Genomic DNA, 20,484 nt, shown 5'->3' on the forward strand with positions numbered 1-20,484 from the left:
GGCTAAGACTGCCTTTGGCGCTCCTTATATCGACATTACCGCGGCGGGTAAAAAAGATTTTTTCAATCGATGGATGCAAAAAACCGATGACGGCTCAATCGTGGGAAGTTTTATGTTTGTATTCGCACAGATCTTCGATGCGGCAGCTACCGCAGCGCGGTTTGCGCGCCAGGCACACATAACGGCCGTGCAAAATCAGCCAGTGATGTGAATCGAGCAGGAATTCTTTCGGCACAAACTTCATCAGTTTCATTTCAACTTCCATCACATTTTTCCCCGGCGCGATGCCGGTGCGGTTGCTGACGCGGAAAATGTGCGTGTCGACTGCCATGGTCAACTGGCGAAACGCTGTATTGAGGACCACGTTGGCTGTCTTGCGTCCGACGCCGGGCAAGGCTTCCAGCTCTTCGCGGGTTTGCGGGACTTCGCCGCCATGGCGTTCAACCAGCAAGCGGCAGGTTTCGATGACGTTCTTCGCCTTGCTGTTGTATAGACCGATGGTCTTGATGTACTCGGACAAGCCTTCGATACCCAGCGCGAAAATCGCTGCGGGTGTATTGGCAACCGGAAACAGTTTTGCCGTGGCCTTGTTGACGCCAACATCGGTGGACTGCGCCGAAAGAATTACCGCAATCAGCAGCTCGAAGGGCGACGAGTACGCCAGTTCTGTCTTCGGCTCGGGATTGTCTTCGTGCAGTCGGCGAAATATCTCAAGACGTTTTGCAGCATTCATGGGCGATGCGTTTCCTTGATGACAGAGTTGCGGCGTGTCCACGCCTGACGAGCGGCGAGAAGAAGGCCCAGTAAAACAAAAGCGCCGGGAACCAGCGTAATCAGATGCAGCCCCTCGGGGAATAAAACCACACCTTGCCAATGCGTCGAAAACCCTCGGCCAAGGGTGCCATGGCCGATGATTTCGCGCAGCCCGCCGATCGACAGCATGAGCGCGCCGAACATGACACAGCGTTTGAAACACCCGACGGCCGGGCCGCGGAAGGCGCCGCTGTATTCAAGCGCGATGCATTGCAAGGCGATCAGCCCTATATAGAGATCAAGCGGCTGCTGCCAGGGTAAAAACCAGCGTCGTGCCACGATGTCTGCGCAACTGGTCAGCGTTGCGGCGAGTATCAGGTTCGCCAGCAATACATTTGCGCCAGTCAGACGATCACGTAGCACCGACATGCATATGGCGAAGGCTCCGAGCGCCGTGCCGAGCACCAGAGTCATCCCCAATGCAGCGCTCAATGTTTCTGTGGCGCCCAGTAACGGCACCAGCATCAATAACGTTAGTGTGCGCTTCATGTCCCAGCTCCCAGCAGCAGCGCCCGATGCTCATCGAAGTAACGCAGCGCGTCATGAATCGCATTGATCGCGGCACGGGAGGTAATGGTCGCACCGGCCATCTGATCGAATTGCCCTTGATCCTTTATCAGCGCCCAGCCGGCGTCTGTCGGGTCACTGCGGGATTTACCGGTGAAACTCTGCAGCCAGGCATTCGGCCATTCACCGATGTGACCGCCCAATCCCGGCGTTTCGCGCTGCTCAAGGGTTTTAACACCAAGAAGTTTGCCGTTGGCATCGATGGCGATCAGCAGTTCGAGAATACCTGCGTAACCTTCGGTCCTGCTGCGCAACAGCACGGCCACGGTTTGCCCGGATTGCATCGCCCGATAGCCGCCCGACAGCGTGCTATGGCGCAGCGCTGTGTCGGGGAGCGTCAGCGGATGCTCCAGCGGCTGATTGTCGTAGCGTTCTGCAGGGAGCACATCAAGCAGTTTGCGGCTGTCGAGCAGGCGCAGCTCAGCGGCAATCTGCGGCGCACTGCTGCGCTGCAGCAGGTAGGTCGCGCTCACGCCAACGCACGCCAGCAGCACAATCATCATGACACTGGCCGAGCGCTTCATGCGCTCACCGGCGGCCGGCGGCTGGCGGCGAAGCGCTCCAGCGCAGGCACCAGAAAATTCATCAGCAATACCGCGAACGCGACGCCGTCCGGGTAGCCGCCCCAGGTGCGAATCAGGTAAGTCAGCAGGCCGACGCCCACGCCGAACAGCAGTCGGGCGAGGGCGCTTTTCGCCCCGGACACCGGTTCGGTGACGATGAAAAATGCGCCGAGCATCGTGGCGCCGCTGAGCAGGTGAAACAGCGGCGAACCATGGGAGTCCGACCCCGAGCCGTTCCAGCACAACAGGCTGATGCCGAACAGGCTGGCAAGCATGCCCACCGGCGCGTGCCAGGAAAAGATTCGCCGCTGCAACAGGAACAGGCCGCCGAGCAGAAACGCCAGATTGACCCACTCCACACCGCGCCCGCCAAAACGGCCGAAGGCCGGGTTGCTGGCGAACAGTTCATCCATGGTCAGGCTTTTATTGATGCGCAAGCTGTCCAGCGCGGTGGCCTGCACCCAGGCGTCCGGCGCTGGTGCCGGACTGAAAACCTGTTGCAGCGCCGGAAGGAAATCGAGGCCATGACCTGGCCAGTGCGTCATCGCTTGCGGGAACAGCGCGATGCTCAAGGCAAAGCCGAGCATGGCCGGATTGAACGGGTTTTTGCCGACGCCGCCATACAGGTGTTTGCCGAACACCAAGCCAGAAACGGTCGCGGTGACCGTCAGCCACCAAGGGCAATAAGCCGGCAGCGCAACGGCCAGCAACATTGCACTGACCAGCGCACTGCCATCGCGCAACGCAGCTTGCATCGCTTGCCGACGCAGACGGGCAACGCCAGCCTCGACGAGCAAAGCGCTGACAACCGCCAGCAGCAGGTTGATCAACACGCCCCAGCCATACAGCCAGAACAAAGCAAGCAGCCCCGGCAGAGCTGCGAGCAGCACGCTATTCATCGCCTGTTGCAGGCGATCATCCGCAGCCTCAAGGGGCGGCATGGTCTTGCACCCGACGCTCGGCGTCAGTCACGGCCTGTTCCAGTGCTGCGATCTGCTCGGGTGCAGCCTCTGCCGCCTGAGCTTTTTTCAACTCGGCGCGGCGCATGGCCAACTGGATTTTGGCCCGCTTCAGTTCCGCGTCATTGCTCGGAGCGGGGGCGACGGGAGTTGCCGGTTGGCTGTTTTCCAGGGTGGCCAACGCTTGTTCGGCGGCTTCGAATTGTTGCTGCAGGACGATCAGTTGCGACTGCTGCTCGAACGTCGGCGGATGACCGAAGGCTTTCAGCGATTTGTGCAGTTGCGCACGACTCATCGCCACATCGACCTTGGCCTTCTTCAGCGCCGCGTCGGCGTTCGCGGCTTTTTGCGCACGTACCCGCTCGAGCGCTGCCTGCACCGGGTCGGCGGTCGACACTTGCGGCTGTGCCGCACGCTGGGCTCGCGCTTCACGTTCGGCCTGTTTTTGCTGTTCTTCACGCAGCAGGCGCTGGTTGCGGCGCTCGAAACGCTGGCGCGCATGGTCACGCTTTTCAGCGCGGGCGCGCTGTTCTTCGAGATCGAATGCGAGACCGCCAACCACCGGGATCGTGTTCGCAGGCAAAGGATGCATTTCGATGCAGTCGACCGGGCACGGCGCGACGCACAGATCACAACCTGTGCATTCGTCGATCAGCACCGTATGCATGAATTTTGCCGCGCCAACAATGGCGTCCACCGGGCAGGCCTGAATGCATTTGGTGCAGCCGATGCATTCGGCCTCGCGGATGAAGGCGATTTGAGGCGGTGCCGGGCCACGGCTGACGTCCAGCTCCAGCACCGGTATTTTCAAGAGCTTGGCGAGGGCGGCGATGGTTTCCTCGCCGCCCGGCGGGCACTTGTTGATCGGCTCGCCATCAACGATGCCTTGCGCATAGGGTTTGCATCCGGGATGGCCGCACTTGCCGCATTGGGTCTGCGGCAGCAGGGCATCGATGCGTTGAATCAGACTCATGTTTTGATCAATCCACTGAATCCGAGAAAAATCACTGCGATCAGTCCGGCGCTGATCAGGTCGATCGGCAGACCGCGAAAGGGCAGAGGAATATCGTTGTCGGCCGTGCGCTCGCGCAGATCGCAGAACACACTCAGCACCAGCCAGAAACCCAGCCCGGCGCCGAGACTCAAGGCTGTCGCGTTCAACAGGCCTTGGTCGTTCTGCGCGTTGATCAGCGCCAGCCCGAGGACCCCGGCATTGCCGAGCAACAGCGGCCATAATCCCTCGAACGGCCAATCCGGCAGTCCGCGTGCCAGCAGTTTCAGCAGCGGTGCGATCAACAACACACTCAGCGGCAAAAACACGAACAGGCGCAGCGCTTCCAGCTGCAACGGCACCAGTATCCATTGCCAGATCGCTTGACCGATGACGCCGACGACAATCATCAGGCACAACGTCGCCAACCCCAGCGCATGCACTTGCCGTCGGCTACCCGCCAGCAGGGGAGCGACGCCCAGCGGCCAGTGCAACACGAAGTTGTTGAGCAGCGCAGCACTGATCAGCGTTAACACGAGTTCGGTCATGGTTCTGCCAGCGAAACGGGCGGGTGTCTCTCAAGGGTAGGCACTATCGGGCCAGATATGAAAAATCCCACCGGCATGCGCAACGCACGTCGGTGGGATCGTTTTACGGCAACGCCTTACTTGATGCGCTGACCCGGCTTGGCGCCGCTGTCCGGACTCAGCAGGTAGATCTCTTCACCGCCAGGGCCCGCCGCCATCACCATGCCTTCGGAAATACCGAACTTCATTTTCCGAGGCTTGAGGTTGGCGATCATCATGGTCAGGCGACCGTCGAGTTTCGACGGATCCGGGTAAGCGCTCTTGATCCCGGAGAACACATTGCGTTGCTCGTCACCGATATCGAGGGTCAGGCGCAGCAGCTTGTCGGCGCCTTCCACGTGTTCGGCCTTGACGATCAACGCGACGCGCAGGTCAATGGCGGCAAAAGCATCGAAGTCGATTTCCGGCGACAGCGGATCCTTGGCCAGTTCGCCGTTGCCCGCAGGGGCGGCGGCACCGGTGTCAGTCTGGCTGGCGGTCAGGTCTTCTTTCGAGGCGTCGGTCATGGCTTGTACTTTTACCGGGTCGATGCGGGTCATCAACGGTTTGAATTCGTTGAGCTGGTGATTGGCCAGCAGAGTGGTGTGGTCGTTCCAGGTCAGCGGGGCGACGTTGAGGAACGCCTCGGCATCGGCGGCCAGCAGCGGCAGCACCGGCTTGAGGAAAATCACCAACTGGCGGAACAGGTTGATGCCGGTGGCGCAGATCGCCTGGACTTCATCCTGCTTGCCTTCCTGCTTGTTCAGCGACCATGGCGCCTTGTCGGCGATCCAGGCGTTGGCGCGGTCGGCCAGGGCCATGGTTTCACGCATGGCGCGGGCGAAGTCGCGGGCTTCATAGGCGTCGGCAATGCTCGGCGCGGCGGCGAGGAAGGCCTCGGTCAGTTCCGGCGCGGCATTGTTGTCGACCAGCAGGCCGCCGTTGCCCTTGTGGATAAACCCGGCGCAACGGCTGGCGATGTTGACCACTTTGCCGACCAGGTCGGAGTTGACCTTCTGCACGAAGTCTTCCAGGTTCAGGTCGAGGTCGTCGACGCCACGGCCCAGTTTGGCCGCGTAGTAATAGCGCAGGTATTCCGGCGACAGGTGATCGAGATAAGTGCGGGCCTTGATGAAGGTGCCGCGCGACTTCGACATTTTCTGGCCGTTGACGGTCAGGTAGCCGTGCACGTTGATGCCGGTCGGCTTGCGGTAGCCGGCGCCTTCAAGCATGGCTGGCCAGAACAGTGCGTGGAAGTTGACGATGTCCTTGCCGATGAAGTGATACAGCTCGGCAGTCGAGTCCTTGCCCCAGAACGCGTCGAAGTCCAGCTCCGGCGTACGGTTGCAGAGGTTCTTGAAGCTGGCCATGTAACCGATCGGCGCATCCAGCCACACATAGAAATACTTGCCCGGCTCGCCCGGAATCTCGAAGCCGAAGTACGGCGCATCGCGGGAAATGTCCCACTGTTGCAGGCCGGCATCCAGCCATTCGGCGATCTTGTTGGCCACCGCGTCCTGCAAAGTGCCGCTACGGGTCCAGGCCTGGAGCATGTCCTGGAAGTCCGGCAGCTTGAAGAAGAAGTGCTGGGAATCCTTGAGCACCGGAGTGGCGCCGGAGATCGCCGACTTCGGATCCTTCAGGTCGGTCGGTGCGTAGGTCGCGCCGCATTTTTCGCAGTTGTCGCCGTACTGGTCTTCGGTGCCGCACTTCGGACAGGTGCCCTTGATGAAGCGGTCGGCCAGGAACATTTTCTTTTCCGGGTCGAAATACTGGGTGATCGAGCGCTGGGCGATGTGCCCGGCGTCACGCAGCTTGAGGTAGATCTGGCTCGACAGCTCACGGTTTTCTTCGGCGTGAGTGGAGTGGAAGTTGTCGAAGTCGACCAGGAAGTCGGCAAAGTCGGCGCTGTGTTCAGCCTGCACGTTGGCGATCAGTTGTTCCGGGGTGATGCCTTCCTTTTCCGCGCGCAGCATGATCGCCGAACCGTGGGCGTCGTCGGCGCAGACATAAATGCATTGATTGCCGCGATGCTTCTGGAAGCGCACCCACATATCGGTCTGGATGTATTCCAGCATGTGGCCAAGGTGGATCGAACCGTTGGCGTAGGGCAGGGCGCTGGTGACGAGGATCTTGCGTGGCTCGGACATGGGGCTTCGCTACTTGATGAAACGGAGGTCGGCCACTATAAAGCGCCGGGAAAGATATTTCACCCCTGCAAATGGTTGCCGGGCATGCCGTCCGCAGGACAGAAGGGGTACGATAGCCGCCATCCTTTCCAGTCTTGTTATCGGAGTTGCCCATGAGCGCCGTCACTCGCGCAGCGGTGGAAGCCGTCCTCAGTCAATACACCGACCCTTACCTGAACCAGGACCCGGTCAGCGCCGGTTGCGTGAAAAACATCGAGATCATCGGTGACCGCGTCAATGTGCAGCTGGAAATCGGCTACGCCGCCGGCCTGTTCAAGAGCGGCTGGGCGCAATTACTGCAACTGGCGATCGAAAACCTCGACGGCGTGGTGATTGCCCGCGTCGAAGTCACCAGTGTGATCGCCGCGCACAAGGCCCAGGCGCAGATTCCGGGGCTGGCCAACGTCAAGAATGTGGTTGCCGTCGCTTCCGGCAAGGGCGGCGTGGGCAAATCCACCACCGCCGCCAACCTTGCGCTGGCGCTGGCCCGTGAAGGCGCCAAAGTCGGCATTCTCGACGCCGATATCTATGGCCCGAGTCAGGGCATCATGTTCGGCATCCCCGAGCGCACCCGCCCGGAAATCAAGGATCAGAAGTGGTTCGTGCCGCTCAAGGCCCACGGTGTGGAAGTCATGTCGATGGCATTCCTGACCGACGACAACACGCCGATGGTCTGGCGCGGGCCGATGGTTTCCGGGGCGCTCCTGCAACTGGTCACGCAGACTGCGTGGGGCGATCTGGATTATCTGGTCATCGACATGCCGCCGGGCACCGGCGACATCCAGCTGACCCTGGCGCAGAAAGTCCCGGTGGCGGGCGCGGTGATCGTCACCACGCCGCAGGATCTGGCGCTGCTCGATGCACGCAAAGGCGTGGAAATGTTCCGCAAGGTCAACATTCCGGTGCTGGGCGTGGTGGAAAACATGGCCGTGCACATCTGCTCGAACTGCGGGCATGCCGAGCATCTGTTCGGTGAAGGTGGCGGTGAGAAACTGGCCACCCAATACGGCGTCGAACTGCTGGCCTCGCTGCCGCTGTCGATGCTGATCCGCGAACAGGCCGATGGCGGCAAGCCAACCGTGATCGCCGAGCCGGACAGCCAGATCGCCATGGTCTATCAGGAACTGGCCCGCCACGTCGGCGCGCGCATTGTTTTGCAGGAAGCGGTTTCGCCGGCGATGCCGAATATCACCATCAGCGACGATTGATCGGCGCCGCCTGCAAAAAGATCGCAGCCTCGCTTCGCTCGTCAGCTCCTACACATTCCGTAGGAGCTGACGAGCGAAGCGAGGCTGCGATCTTTTGATTTTGCTTCAGATCCGCAACCCGCCATCCATCTCCAGAATCCGCCCGGTGTAATAGTCGTTCTCGAAGATATACGCCGCTGAATGGGCGATCTCTTCCGGCTTGCCCATGCGCTTGAGCGGAATCCCCGACGTCATCTTCTCCAGCGCTTCCGGCTTCATGCCCAGGGTCATCTCGGTTTCGATGAAGCCCGGCGCAATGCCCGCGACGCGAATGCCGTAACGTGCCAGCTCCTTCGCCCAGGTCACGGTCGCCGCTGCGACGCCCGCCTTGGCTGCGGAATAGTTGGTCTGGCCGACGTTGCCCGCACGAGAAATCGACGAGATGTTGATAATCGCGCCGCTGTTCTTCAGCTCGACCATCTTCGCCGCGACTTCACGGGTGCAGAGGAATACGCCGGTCAGGTTGACGTCGATCACTGCCTGCCACTGGGCCAGACTCATCTTGGTCATTTCGCCATCCTTGACCTTCAGCAGCAGACCATCGCGCAGGATCCCGGCGTTGTTGATCAGGCCGTGGATGGCGCCGAAGTCCTCGGCCACTTGCGCGACCATGTGCTCGACCTGTTCTTCGTTGGCAACGTTGCACAGATAGCTGCGCGCTTCGACACCCTTGGCTTTGCAGGCGGCCACGGCGTCGTCGAGTTTTTCCTGATTCAGATCGACCAGGGCCAGTTTCGCGCCCTTGCCGGCGAAATACTCGGCCATGGAACGGCCCAAACCCTGGCAACCGCCGGTGATAATGATTACTTTGTCGTTGAGTTGCATTCGCATGTCCCGCTGGCAGGTCTGAGTTGTTTTTGTTGTCGGCAACGCTCGATCGGCACCGGTCCGGGCCAGGTTGCACAGGAACATTTGCCCGACGCGCGCCGGTTACTATTCGCTGCGCGCCTGTCCGTTTTCTAGACGGAACCTATTTAAGGAGTCACAAATTGAGCGCTGAAGTGGCGAAGAATGCCCGAGAATTGCTTCTCAAGGAATACCGTGGAGTGCTGTCGACCCACTCCAAATCGATGCCGGGTTTTCCCTTTGGCTCGGTTGTGCCGTATTGCCTGGACGAGCAGGGGCGGCCGCTGATCCTGATCAGCCGCATTGCCCAGCACACCCACAACCTGCAGAAAGATCCGAAGTGCTCGATGCTGGTGGGCGAGCGCGAGGCCGACGATGTGCAGGCCGTCGGGCGTCTGACTTATCTGGCCGAAGCGCAGAAGCTCGAAGATCCGGCAGCCATCGAGGCCGCCGCCGAACGCTATTACCGTTATTTCCCCGACTCGCAGAATTATCACCAGGCCCACGATTTCGATTTCTGGGTGCTCGATCCGGTGCGCCATCGCTACATCGGCGGGTTTGGCGCGATCCACTGGGTCGATCATCTGACCTTGGCCAACCCGTTCGCCGGCAAGGCGGAAATCAGCATGGTCGAGCACATGAACAGCGACCACGCCAAGGCCATCGCCCACTACGTCGAGCTTGCCGGACTGCCGGACAGCGAGCCGGCGCAACTGGCCGGGATCGACAGCGAAGGCATGCACCTGCGCATCGGTCAGGCGCTGTACTGGTTACCCTTCGCGGCGCCATGTAATACGCCGACACAAGTGCGCGAAGCCTTGGTTTCATTGGCTCACGCCGAGGTCTGGGCAAAAAAACCGGATTCTTAAGGTTGAATTCACGCAAGGGCGACGTCATCTAAGGCTTACTGCAAGGCATTTCTTGCGTTGAGGAAACTTTGATGCGCCCTTTTCTGTTGCTCTTTCTGCTGTTTCCAGTGCTGGAGCTGTTCGTATTCGTCAAAGTGGCAGGCTCTATCGGGTTTTTCCCGGCCCTGCTGCTGATCATTCTCGGCTCGATGTTCGGTGTGTTCGTACTGCGCGTCGCCGGTCTGGCCACCGCATTGCGTGCCCGGGAAAGCCTGAACCGCGGCGAATTGCCCGCCCAGACCATGCTCGAAGGCCTGATGCTGGCGCTGGCCGGCGGCCTGCTGATCATCCCCGGCTTCATCAGTGATGTGGTGGGTCTGGTGATGCTGTTGCCGGTCACCCGCCGTCTGCTGGCAAACAAGATGCGTCAGCGCGCCGAAGACCAGGCCATGCGCCAGCGCGCCTTCGCCGACGACCTGCAACCACGGGGCGGCCCGGCACCGCGCGAGCCGCTGGGTCGAGAGCCGAATGTGATCGAAGGCGAGTTCGAACACCGCGACAACAAGTGACATCAGCATCGACACGGCACCTGCGGGTGCCGTGCTCGTTTATGGCTGTTATTTACCGTGTCTGGATGAAAAATTTTTTCCGCCAGCCCTTGTAATCGGCTTGTACGCCCCTATGTATCGGTCACCGAAAGGTTTCCGGTATTTGAACCGGACAGACTTCCGCGGTTCGCTCGACGAATCGCAACCGGCGCAGGCCGGATTCGTTAAACCCGCCGGGACTACACCGGCCGATGAAAACCACAATTAGGAGAGATCGACAATGAAGCTTCGTCCTCTGCATGACCGCGTCGTTATCCGTCGCAGCGAAGAAGAAAAGAAAACCGCTGGCGGTATCGTCCTGCCAGGTTCGGCTGCTGAAAAAGCCAACCACGGTGTGATTCTCGCTGTAGGCCCGGGCAAAGCTCTGGAAAACGGTGAAGTGCGTGCACTGTCCGTGAAGGAAGGCGACAAGGTTGTGTTCGGTCCTTACTCCGGCAGCAACACTGTGAAAGTCGATGGCGAAGACCTGCTGGTAATGAGCGAGAACGAAATTCTCGCGGTTATCGAAGGCTGATACTCCCGTTCATTTTCCCGTTACTACAAAGTATTTAAGGAATATCGATCATGGCTGCTAAAGAAGTTAAGTTCGGCGATGCCGCCCGCTCCAAGATGCTCAAAGGCGTCAACGTTCTGGCTGACGCGGTAAAAGCGACCCTGGGCCCGAAAGGCCGTAACGTGATTCTCGAGAAGAGCTTCGGCGCTCCGACCATCACCAAGGACGGCGTTTCCGTCGCCAAAGAGATCGAACTCGAAGATCGCTTCGAAAACATGGGCGCGCAGCTGGTCAAAGACGTTGCCTCCCGTGCCAACGATGACGCTGGCGACGGTACTACCACCGCTACCGTTCTGGCTCAGTCGATCGTCAACGAAGGCCTGAAAGCCGTCGCTGCCGGCATGAACCCGATGGACCTGAAACGCGGCATCGACAAGGCGACCATCGCCATCGTCAAAGAGCTCAAAGCCCTGTCCAAGCCATGCGCTGACTTCAAAGCCATCGCTCAGGTCGGCACCATCTCGGCCAACTCCGACAACTCCATCGGCGACATCATTGCCGAAGCCATGGAAAAAGTCGGTAAAGAAGGCGTGATCACCGTTGAAGAAGGCTCGGGCCTGGAAAACGAACTGTCGGTTGTAGAAGGCATGCAGTTCGACCGTGGCTACCTCTCGCCGTACTTCGTCAACAAGCCGGACACCATGGTTGCCGAGCTCGACGGCCCGCTGATCCTGCTGGTCGACAAGAAGATCTCCAACATCCGCGAAATGCTGCCAGTGCTGGAAGCCGTTGCCAAAGCCGGCCGTCCGCTGCTGATCGTGGCCGAAGACGTTGAAGGCGAAGCCCTGGCGACGCTGGTTGTGAACAACATGCGCGGCATCGTCAAAGTCGCTGCCGTCAAGGCACCGGGCTTCGGCGACCGTCGCAAGGCCATGCTGCAGGACATCGCTGTTCTGACCGGCGGTACCGTTATCTCCGAAGAGATCGGTCTGAGCCTGGAAAGCACCACCCTGGAGCACCTGGGTAACGCCAAGCGCGTCACCCTGTCCAAGGAAAACACCATCATCGTTGACGGTGCTGGCGTGCAGGCAGACATCGAAGGCCGTATCGCTCAGATCCGTGCCCAGGTTGCCGAAACTTCCTCGGACTACGACCGTGAAAAACTGCAAGAGCGTCTGGCCAAGCTGTCCGGCGGCGTTGCAGTGATCAAGGTTGGCGCTGGTTCCGAAGTTGAAATGAAAGAGAAGAAAGCCCGCGTTGAAGACGCCCTGCACGCAACCCGCGCAGCCGTTGAAGAAGGCGTGGTACCTGGCGGTGGCGTCGCGCTGATCCGTGCTCTGGAAGCACTGACCGAGCTGACCGGCGACAACGCTGACCAGAACGTCGGTATCGCTGTGCTGCGTCGCGCTGTTGAAGCGCCGCTGCGTCAGATCGCTGCCAACTCCGGTGACGAGCCAAGCGTAGTCGTCAACGAAGTGAAGAACGGCAAAGGTAACTTCGGTTACAACGCTGCTTCCGGCGAATACGGCGACATGATCGAAATGGGCATCCTGGACCCAACCAAGGTAACCCGTTCGGCTCTGCAAGCCGCAGCTTCGATCGGCGGTCTGATCCTGACCACCGAAGCAGCTGTTGCTGACGCACCGAAGAAAGAAGGTGCAGCGGGCGGCGGTATGCCAGACATGGGCGGCATGGGTGGCATGGGCGGCATGATGTAAGCCAGCCCTGGCCCTGTAACGCAAAACCCCGCTGGCGAAAGTCAGCGGGGTTTTTTATTGCCCGAATCTCAGACTTACCCACATCCCCTGTGGGAGCGAGCCTGCTCGCGAAAGCGGTTTTTCATCCGGCATATAAGCCAGTTGACCCGACCATTCGCGAGCAGGCTCGCTCCCACAGGTTCCCCATTTCAGGCGTTGATAGGGTGTGGAGTTACAGCCGTTGCAGTCTTGCCCGCCGGGCGATAGAGCACCCAGTAATAAGCCCCCAGACAAATCAGCCAGCAGAAAATCGCCGTCCACACGTTGTGCGAAAAGAAGTGCGCGCCCTGCATCATGCGGCTGATCGAGAACACCGAGCCCAGCGCAAAGGCAAACACAAACGCCTGCCGCGCCAGTCGCGGGCGGCGGTCACGCAGCACGAAGAACAGCGCAAACAAGGTAAACCCGGTCGCCGCATGGCCACCCGGCCAGCAACGCCCCGGCTTGTCGGTGGCGGGGCGATGCTCCATCAGTTTGCTGTAGGTCTCGTGGCCGCCGAATTGCTCCAGACTCCATGGGCACTGCACCGCGGTAACGGCTTTGACCGGGGTGACAAACGAAGTGGCCAGTCCCAGCGACAGCACCAGACAGCCCAATTCACGCTTGAACGGTTTCAGCCGTTCGATGAAAAACGCGCCGATGAAACCGAGGATGGCAAACACCGAGAAGCCGATCACCACCTGTTTCGCCCGGTCATGCAGGATGTCTTCAAGAAAATAGCTGTGCCGCCCGATGAAATCACCGGCGACCGGGTCGTAGAACATTCGCGCCAGATCCATGTCCAGATCGGTCAGTTCCAGCAACAGCAGAATGATCGCCGCCGCTGCGGGAATGCCCAGACACAGCCACCAGTTCAGTGGCTTCGAAGCGGGAAGGGCAGAGGTCGACACCATGGGCAGGTTCCTTGGTCGATGAAAAGAAAGGGAGGGTGCAATCGCGCGGAGTCTGCGCGCGCTGGCGTCGGCGATTTGTTAACCGAAAGTGAAAAAATCGTCGCAGCGCGCACGGCGCAGATTTATCGAAAAACGCCCCTAGCCCTGAGCCACACTTGGCCGTAAGCTGCGCGGGCCAAGACGGCCGTAACCCCGTTCGGAGGAGATGTCCATGCGAATTCTGCTGGTCGAAGACAACCGTGACATCCTGGCCAATCTGGCCGATTACCTGGGCATGAAAGGCTATACCGTCGATTGCGCCCAGGACGGGCTGTCAGGGCTGCACTTGGCGGCGACCGAGCATTACGACCTGATCGTGCTCGACATCATGCTGCCCGGCATCGACGGCTACACCTTGTGCAAGCGCCTGCGTGAAGATGCCCGGCGCGACACCCCGGTGATCATGCTCACTGCGCGCGATCAACTCGACGACCGGCTGCAGGGCTTCAAATCCGGTGCTGACGATTACCTGATCAAACCCTTCGCCCTGTCCGAACTGGCGGCGCGCGTCGAAGCGGTCATGCGTCGTGCCCAGGGCGGCGGCCGTCGGGCGTTGCAGGTCGGTGATCTGAGCTACGACCTCGACACCCTGGAAGTGACCCGCGAAGGCAAGCTGCTCAAGCTCAACCCGGTCGGCCTCAAGTTGCTCGCGGTGTTGATGCAGAAGAGCCCCCACGTGTTGCGTCGGGAGATTCTCGAAGAAGCGCTCTGGGGCGATGACTGCCCGGACAGCGACAGCCTGCGCAGCCATGTTCACCAGTTGCGCCAGGTGATCGACAAGCCATTCGCCAAGCCACTGCTGCACACGGTGCACGGTGTCGGTTATCGCTTGGCCGAGGGGCGTGATGGAGTTTAAGCAGAGCCTTTCCCAGCGGATCATCATCGCCTTTGCGCTGATGAGCGCGCTGGTGGCCGGCGCTTTTGCCATGGGTATCGTGGCGACGGTGCACCTGGTGGAAGAGAAACTGATTTCCGCTGGGCTGGGTGGCGACCTGCAACGTTTGCTGCTGATGGACAATGTCTCGGACTGGAGCCATCGCCCGGAGCCGGATCAGCTGTTCTATTTCAGCGGCGGGCCCGGGGATTTCGAACTGCCCAAGGATTTGCGTCACCTCGATGCAGGTTTCCATGAAGTGTTTCGCGAGCAGCTGTCCTATCACGCCATGGTCGAAGTGGTCGATGGCCGGCGCTACGTACTCCTGCAGGATCAAAGCGATTTCGAAGAGCGCGAGCGCGTACTGTTTGCCGTGGTGCTGGTGGGCTTCGTGCTCAGCCTGGCCTTGGCGGTATTTCTCGGCTGGGTGCTCGCGCGCAAGGTGATGGCGCCGGTGGTGCGGCTGGCCCGGCAGGTTCGCCATCGCGATCAGTTGCTCGGGCTGGCGCCACCCCTGGCGCCGGATTATGCCGCGGATGAAGTCGGCGAACTGGCGGTGGCGTTCGATGCCACGCTGGGCCGTTTGCGTCAGGCGTTGACCCGCGAGCGGTTGTTCACCAGCGACGTCAGCCATGAATTGCGCACGCCGCTGATGGTCCTCGCCAGTTCCTGCGAACTGCTGTTGGAAAACCCCGGCATCGATCAGCGCGGTCGCGCCCAGGTCGAGCGCATCGCTCGCGCCAGCGAGGAGATGCGCGAGCTGGTGCAGACCTTCCTGACGCTGGCGCGCGCGCAGAACGAAGAGGCCGGGGCAGCGCCGCAGCAGAGTCTCTCGCAAGTGGCCGAAAGTCTGCTGTGTCTGTGGCGCGAGCCGATCGAGCGCAAGGGGCTGACGCTGATGTTCGAGCCGGGTAACCCACCAGATACCCGATACAACGCAACCTTGCTGAATGCAGTCATGGGCAACCTGTTGCGTAACGCACTGCATTACACCGAAGAGGGCTTTATTCGCCTGACGCTCACCGCCAACGGCTTTATTGTCGAGGATTCGGGCGTGGGCATTCCCGAGGAAAAACGTGAGGCGATGTTCGAGCCTTTCGTGCGCGGCAGCGAGAAGCGCGGTGAAGGCCTCGGCCTTGGCTTATCGTTGGTGCAGCGCATCTGCGAAAACCAGGGCTGGACGGTCAGCCTGAGCACAATGGACCCCAATGGCTGCCGATTCGAGGTAGATCTTGGCGTGAATGCAGGCAAATAGTGGCTCGAGGCTACTCCCGCCCGCCTGTCTAAATCCTGTATAACGTTGTAATACTTTGCAGATTTACCTGACAGAATTTTCACAATTGGATGACCTGACGCTGACACGCCGCTGCTTAAGGTGGCGTCATCAGACCTCAGGAGTCCAGATGATGGCCGACCCGATCAAGCTCGATTTTTCCGAAAAGTACGACGATCAACACGCACAACGCTACCTGCGCAAGCACAAGGAAAGCCTTGGCCGCCGCCTGTCGCACTTACGCGACGAGCAATTGGGTCGCAAGGCGCTGGCGCTGGCGGGGGATCCCGGTCTGGTGCTGGATCTGCCCTGCGGTGCCGGACGCTTCTGGCCAATGCTCGCGGAAAAGCCCAATCGGGTGATCATCGGTGCGGACAATTCCGAGTCGATGATCAAGACCGCGCTGCAAGGGCAGCCAGCCGATGTGGTCAAGCGTGTACAACCGCTGCACACCTCGGCGTTCGATATCGCTCTGCCGGATAACGCGGTCGACAGCATCTTCTGCATGCGTCTTCTTCACCATATCGGTGAAGCCGAGCACCGTAAGGTGATCCTGCGCGAATTCGAGCGGGTAACCCGTGACAGTGTGATTGTTTCGTTGTGGGTCGACGGTAACTTCAAGGCCTGGAAGCGCAAGCGCGCCGAGCTGGACCGACCGAATCGTGATTACCAGAATCGGTTTCTGATTCCGGCGGCAACGATCGAGAAAGAATTTGAGCAGGCGGGTTTCCGCATTCAGGAACAACTGGACTTTATACCGCTCTATGCGATGTGGCGGGTTTACGTATTACGCAAGAGGTAGAGGATGGCAGTGCAAGCAGCGGTTGAAGCGGATGTCGCTCCACAGGATCGTTTCGATTATTACTGGGCCCAGCGTGGCGAGTGGGTTGAAGAGCCCAACGTGCGCCGCGGTGGCGAAAGTGGTGTGCAGCGCATAGTCGGCCGTGACGGCCAGTTGCTGTACGCCAAGCGTCAGACCGGGCACATCTATCGCAGCTGGTTGCACCCGTTCGGTCGCCCGACCGTATTGCGTGAACTCGATGCGCTGACCGGCGTGAGCAAACTCGGCGTGCGCGTTCCGCAGATCGTCTTTTGTGGCGCGCAACCGGATCCGCAGCACAAGTGGCGCGCACTGCTTGTCACCAAATCACTCGATGGCTTCCAGGAACTGGAACACTGGCTGGCCGCCGCGGGTGGTCGCGATCAATGTGGCGACGTGGTTTACGAGCGCGTGCTCAAAGACCTGGCCGAGAACCTGGCGCGCATGCACAAAGGCCGCTGGCAGCACAGCTGCATCTACATCAAGCACGTTTTTGTACGGGTCACTGGTGAAGGCGAAGCGGCGCAGGTTGAAGTTGCGCTGATCGATCTGGAGAAATGCCGCCAGCGCCTGACCGCCTACCGCGCCGCGCAGCACGACATGAAGCAGCTGCGTCGCCATTCGTCGTTCCGCGATGCCGACTGGAAAAAACTCGTCTACTTTTATGAGACGGCGTTTGGCAGCGCTATCAAAGGTTTATAGCGATGAAACTCGAAATTGCACGAGGTTTGTTCCTGGTTGGGGCCTTGGCAGTTGCTTCACTGGCGGTGGCTGCCTGGGAGCAGCCGCGCATGCAGGTCATAGGGGCGTCCGGGAACGATGCTCATTGTTCGGTACCACGGGTGGCCAAGGCCTCCGTGGCAACCCAGCCCGATCATGATTTGTTGCTGTTCATGTTCGGACTGTCCCAGGGAATGAGGCCAGCCAGTTGAAACGATTGAAGCCCACATAAAAGGCCTCGCAGTTGCGAGGCTTTTTTTATTTCACAACTTTCAAGATACATATCGTCCTCTGTGGGAGCGAGCCTGCTCGCGAAGGTGTGTCAGTCGACATCAATGCAGCTGAACTACCGCATTCGCGAGCAGGCTCGCTCCCACAGGGTGATGCGTGTTATCTGGGATCCGGTTTCGCCAGGAAGGTATAAACACACGGCAGCACGAACAGCGTAAACAACGTGCCAATCGACATGCCCGTGGCAATCACCATGCCGATATCAAAGCGGCTGACCGCCCCCGCGCCGGTCGCCAGAATCAACGGCACCATGCCAAACACCATCGCCGCTGTGGTCATCAGCACCGGGCGCAAGCGAATCGCCGCCGCTTCTTCAACAGCTTCACGGGCGGTCAGGCCCTTGTCCTTGCGCAACTGGTTGGCGAACTCGACGATCAGGATGCCGTGCTTGCTGATCAGACCGATCAGCGTCACCAGCCCGACCTGGGTGTAGATGTTCATGCTCGACCAGCCGAGGAACAGCGGAATCAGCGCGCCGCAAATCGATAGCGGCACCGTCACCAGAATCACCAGCGGATCGCGGAAGCTTTCGAACTGCGCGGCCAGCACCAGAAAGATGATCGCCAGCGCCAGCGCGAACGTGACCCACAACGCACTGCCTTCCTGTACGAACTGCCGCGAGGCGCCGCCGTAGTCGAAGGCAAATCCGGCCGGTGCTTCCTCGCGGGCGATCTGCAGCACCGTGTCGATCGCTTCGCCCATGCTTACCAGCGGGAAACCGGAAATCTTCGCCGCGTTGAGCTGCTGGAACTGATTGAGCTGGCGCGGTCGCGCGCGGTCACTGACCTTGATCAAGGTCGACAGCGGCAGCAATTCACCCTGAGTGTTTTTCACGTAGTAATTGTTCAGCCAGTCCGGGTTGTCGCGGTAGGCCCGTTCGACCTGGGCGATGACCTTGTAGCTGCGCCCGTCGATGGTGAAGCGGTTGATCTCCGCCTCGCCAAGCAAGGTCGCCAGCGTGCCGCCCAGATCGAGCATCGATACGCCCATCTGCGCAGCCTTGTCGCGGTCGATATCGACCACCACTTCCGGTTTGTCGAACGCCAGATCGAGGTCGACGAAGGCGAACTTGCCCGACTCCATGGCGCGCTTCTCGATCCGCTCGGCGACTTGCAGCAGCAACTCGTAGTCATTCGCCGTATTGACCACGAATTCGAACGGCAACCCTTCACCGGTGCCAGGCAAGGAGGGCAGATTGAAACCGAAGATCTGCAAGCCGGGAATGCTCTCCAGTTTGCTTTGGACCTCGGGGAGGATGTCCATCTGCGTACGGCTGCGCTCGTTCCACGGTTTGAGCAGGAAACCGCCGATACCGGCCTGCACGCCGTTGTAGCCGTTGATCTGGAACGACGAGTAGTACTCGGGAAACTCTTTGAAGATGGTGATGAATTGGTCGGTGTAGGTGCTCAGGTATTCAAGGTTGGTCGGTTGCGGCGCGCTGGCCATCATGAAAATGATGCCCTGGTCCTCGTCCGGCGCCAGTTCCGACTTGCTGAACTTGAGGAACACCGGAATCAGGCACAGCACGATCACCGCGAAAACCAGCACCACTGGCCGGGTATTGAGCGTGCCGTGCAGCATGCTTTGATAGCGGCGCTTGAGGCCTTCGAAGACCCGGTCGAGACGATGGGCCAGTCCGCTGGGATTCTCCTCGTGACGCAGCAGAAACGCGCACATCATCGGCGAAAGGGTCAGGGCGACGACGCCGGAAATCACCACCGCACCGGCCAGGGTCAGGGCGAACTCCTTGAACAGCGCTCCGGTCAGCCCGGTGAGAAAACCGATCGGCGCGTACACCGCCGCCAGGGTGATGGTCATCGATACCACCGGCATTGCGATTTCCCGTGCGCCTTCAAGCGCTGCCTCCATCGGCGTCTTGCCTTCCTCGATGTGCCGGTGAATGTTCTCCACCACGACGATCGCATCGTCCACCACCAGGCCGATGGCCAGCACCATCGCCAGCAGCGTCAGCAGGTTCATCGAGTAACCCATCATCTGCATGAAGAACATCACGCCGATCATCGACAGTGGAATGGTCACCACCGGGATTACCACCGAGCGTAACGCGCCGAGAAACAGGAACACCACGACGATGACGATCAGCACGGCTTCGAACAGGGTTTTGACTACTTCGTCGATGGAAGCCTGGATGAACAGCGTAGCGTCGTAGGCTATTTCGCCTTTCAGATTCGGCGGCAGCTGCGCTTCCAGCTCGGGCATCAGCTTGCGCACTTCCCTGATCACGTCCAGCGGGTTGGCGCCGGGGGTGGCCTTGATGCCGATGTACACCGACGGCGTGCCACCGAACGAGCTGATCGAGTCGTAGTTTTCCGCGCCCATTTCCACCCGCGCGACATCGCGCAGCAGCACGCGGCTGTCGCCATCGACCTTGAGCGGAATCGCCGCGAAGGCTTCGGCGGATTTCAGTTCGGTGTTGGCATTGATGCTGGTGACGGTGTACTCGCCTTTCACTTCGCCGGCGGCGGAGAGGAAGTTGTAATGACGCACCGCCGCAGTGACGTCGGCGGCGCTGAGGCCGAAGCCGGCGAGTTTCACCGGGTCGAGCCACAGTCGCATGGCGAACACTTGGTTGCCGAGGATCTCCGCTTCGGCCATGCCCGGCAGCGTCGCCAGTTTTGGCTGGATGACCCGCGACAGGTAATCGGTGATCTGCGGGTTGCTCAGGTCCTTGCTGAAGAAGCTGATGTACATCAGCGCCGAGGCGTCGGCGGATTCCTTGCTCAGCACCGGGTCTTCGGCGTCCTGCGGCAGCTTGTTCTTCACCTCGTTGGCCTTGGCCAGCAACTCGGTGAACAAGCGGTCGGTGTTGGCGCCAATGCGCGCGTAAATAGAGATCACCGAGAAGTTTTGCCGGCTGACCGAAGTCATGTAGTCGATGCCCTCGGCGCTGGCCAGGCTCTGTTGCATCGGTTGGGTGATGTAGCCCTGAATGGTTTCGGCGTTGGCCCCGGGATAGGCCGTGGTCACCGTGATCAGGGCGTTTTCCATTTGCGGGTACTGGCGCAGCGGCAGCTTGCTCCAGGCCTGGAAGCCCAGCAGCACAATCAGCAGGCTGACCACGGTGGCGAGCACCGGGCGGCGGATAAACGGATCGGTAAAAGCCATG

The 20,484-nt window shown here is 60.2% G+C and carries 20 protein-coding genes; 10 read left to right on the forward strand and 10 right to left on the reverse strand.

All coding sequences use genetic code 11. From position 1 onward, the window contains the following. Positions 1–94: 94 nt before the first annotated feature. The 7 genes from nth to metG form a co-directional block, all read right to left on the reverse strand. The gene (gene nth / locus AC0Z4S_RS13725; RefSeq protein WP_485623397.1) at positions 95–733 is read right to left on the reverse strand and encodes an endonuclease III; all 639 of its coding nucleotides are present in this window, start codon (positions 731–733) and stop codon (positions 95–97) included. Further along, entirely contained in the window at positions 730–1,302 is a 573-nt protein-coding gene (locus AC0Z4S_RS13730) for an Rnf-Nqr domain containing protein (protein WP_485623398.1), read from the reverse strand. The genes nth and AC0Z4S_RS13730 overlap by 4 nt, the downstream gene beginning before the upstream one ends. After that, positions 1,299–1,904, reverse strand: a complete 606-nt coding sequence (locus AC0Z4S_RS13735) for an RnfABCDGE type electron transport complex subunit G (RefSeq protein ID WP_485623399.1) — start codon at positions 1,902–1,904, stop codon at positions 1,299–1,301. The genes AC0Z4S_RS13730 and AC0Z4S_RS13735 overlap by 4 nt, the downstream gene beginning before the upstream one ends. Next, a complete protein-coding gene (locus tag AC0Z4S_RS13740; protein ID WP_485623400.1) occupies positions 1,901–2,884 on the reverse strand; it encodes an RnfABCDGE type electron transport complex subunit D in 984 nt (327 codons plus the stop codon). The genes AC0Z4S_RS13735 and AC0Z4S_RS13740 overlap by 4 nt, the downstream gene beginning before the upstream one ends. Then, entirely contained in the window at positions 2,871–3,875 is a 1,005-nt protein-coding gene (gene rsxB / locus AC0Z4S_RS13745; RefSeq protein WP_485623401.1) for an electron transport complex subunit RsxB, read from the reverse strand. Before rsxB ends, AC0Z4S_RS13740 begins: the two co-directional genes overlap by 14 nt. Beyond that, positions 3,872–4,441, reverse strand: coding sequence for an Rnf-Nqr domain containing protein (locus tag AC0Z4S_RS13750; protein WP_485623402.1), 570 nt, complete (start codon positions 4,439–4,441; stop codon positions 3,872–3,874). The genes rsxB and AC0Z4S_RS13750 overlap by 4 nt, the downstream gene beginning before the upstream one ends. A gap of 116 nt (positions 4,442–4,557) precedes the next feature. Beyond that, complete coding sequence (gene metG, locus AC0Z4S_RS13755) at positions 4,558–6,609, reverse strand: methionine--tRNA ligase (protein WP_463570967.1); 2,052 nt, start codon at positions 6,607–6,609, stop codon at positions 4,558–4,560. A 152-nt stretch (positions 6,610–6,761) separates the two neighbouring features. Here metG and apbC point away from each other — a divergent pair, with 152 nt between their 5' ends. Next, the gene (gene apbC, locus AC0Z4S_RS13760; protein WP_485623403.1) at positions 6,762–7,856 is read left to right on the forward strand and encodes an iron-sulfur cluster carrier protein ApbC; all 1,095 of its coding nucleotides are present in this window, start codon (positions 6,762–6,764) and stop codon (positions 7,854–7,856) included. A gap of 105 nt (positions 7,857–7,961) precedes the next feature. On the opposite strand, the gene AC0Z4S_RS13765 is transcribed toward apbC, so the two are convergent. Next, positions 7,962–8,720, reverse strand: a complete 759-nt coding sequence (locus tag AC0Z4S_RS13765) for an SDR family oxidoreductase (RefSeq protein WP_016773416.1) — start codon at positions 8,718–8,720, stop codon at positions 7,962–7,964. Positions 8,721–8,884: 164 nt separating this feature from the next. Between AC0Z4S_RS13765 and AC0Z4S_RS13770 the strand changes: the two genes are divergently transcribed. From AC0Z4S_RS13770 to groL, 4 genes are all read left to right on the forward strand, one after another. Beyond that, positions 8,885–9,610, forward strand: coding sequence for a HugZ family pyridoxamine 5'-phosphate oxidase (locus AC0Z4S_RS13770; RefSeq protein WP_485623404.1), 726 nt, complete (start codon positions 8,885–8,887; stop codon positions 9,608–9,610). Positions 9,611–9,681: 71 nt separating this feature from the next. Further along, positions 9,682–10,158 (forward strand): FxsA family protein, encoded by a 477-nt coding sequence (locus AC0Z4S_RS13775; RefSeq protein WP_016773418.1) that lies wholly within the window; start codon positions 9,682–9,684, stop codon positions 10,156–10,158. 259 nt (positions 10,159–10,417) lie between these two features. Further along, a complete protein-coding gene (locus AC0Z4S_RS13780) occupies positions 10,418–10,711 on the forward strand; it encodes a co-chaperone GroES (RefSeq protein WP_007916610.1) in 294 nt (97 codons plus the stop codon). 50 nt (positions 10,712–10,761) lie between these two features. After that, positions 10,762–12,408: a chaperonin GroEL gene (gene groL / locus AC0Z4S_RS13785; RefSeq protein ID WP_064365078.1), complete on the forward strand. Its 1,647-nt coding sequence runs from the start codon at positions 10,762–10,764 to the stop codon at positions 12,406–12,408. Positions 12,409–12,596: 188 nt separating this feature from the next. Here groL and AC0Z4S_RS13790 read toward each other — a convergent pair whose 3' ends face one another. Then, on the reverse strand, positions 12,597–13,340 hold the full coding sequence (locus AC0Z4S_RS13790) for a phosphatase PAP2 family protein (RefSeq protein WP_485623405.1): 744 nt from the start codon (positions 13,338–13,340) through the stop codon (positions 12,597–12,599). Between the two features lie 211 nt (positions 13,341–13,551). Here AC0Z4S_RS13790 and colR point away from each other — a divergent pair, with 211 nt between their 5' ends. The 5 genes from colR (at position 13,552) to AC0Z4S_RS13815 (ending at position 17,278) form a co-directional block, all read left to right on the forward strand. After that, complete coding sequence (gene colR / locus AC0Z4S_RS13795; protein WP_016773421.1) at positions 13,552–14,235, forward strand: two-component system response regulator ColR; 684 nt, start codon at positions 13,552–13,554, stop codon at positions 14,233–14,235. Then, complete coding sequence (locus AC0Z4S_RS13800) at positions 14,225–15,508, forward strand: sensor histidine kinase (protein ID WP_485623406.1); 1,284 nt, start codon at positions 14,225–14,227, stop codon at positions 15,506–15,508. Before colR ends, AC0Z4S_RS13800 begins: the two co-directional genes overlap by 11 nt. Before the next feature lie 151 nt (positions 15,509–15,659). Then, positions 15,660–16,328 carry a class I SAM-dependent methyltransferase gene (locus AC0Z4S_RS13805; protein ID WP_253504965.1) on the forward strand — a complete coding sequence of 223 codons (669 nt, stop codon included), beginning with the start codon at positions 15,660–15,662 and terminating at the stop codon, positions 16,326–16,328. 3 nt (positions 16,329–16,331) lie between these two features. Further along, positions 16,332–17,048 carry a lipopolysaccharide kinase InaA family protein gene (locus AC0Z4S_RS13810; RefSeq protein WP_325717550.1) on the forward strand — a complete coding sequence of 239 codons (717 nt, stop codon included), beginning with the start codon at positions 16,332–16,334 and terminating at the stop codon, positions 17,046–17,048. Between the two features lie 2 nt (positions 17,049–17,050). Beyond that, a complete protein-coding gene (locus tag AC0Z4S_RS13815; RefSeq protein ID WP_016773424.1) occupies positions 17,051–17,278 on the forward strand; it encodes a hypothetical protein in 228 nt (75 codons plus the stop codon). Positions 17,279–17,456: 178 nt separating this feature from the next. Here the strand turns inward: AC0Z4S_RS13815 and AC0Z4S_RS13820 are convergent, their stop codons facing one another. Then, positions 17,457–20,483, reverse strand: coding sequence for a multidrug efflux RND transporter permease subunit (locus tag AC0Z4S_RS13820; protein WP_485623407.1), 3,027 nt, complete (start codon positions 20,481–20,483; stop codon positions 17,457–17,459). Between the last annotated feature and the right edge of the window lies 1 nt (position 20,484).

The organism is Pseudomonas sp. 1L-B-1-E-C1 (assembly GCF_057291835.1).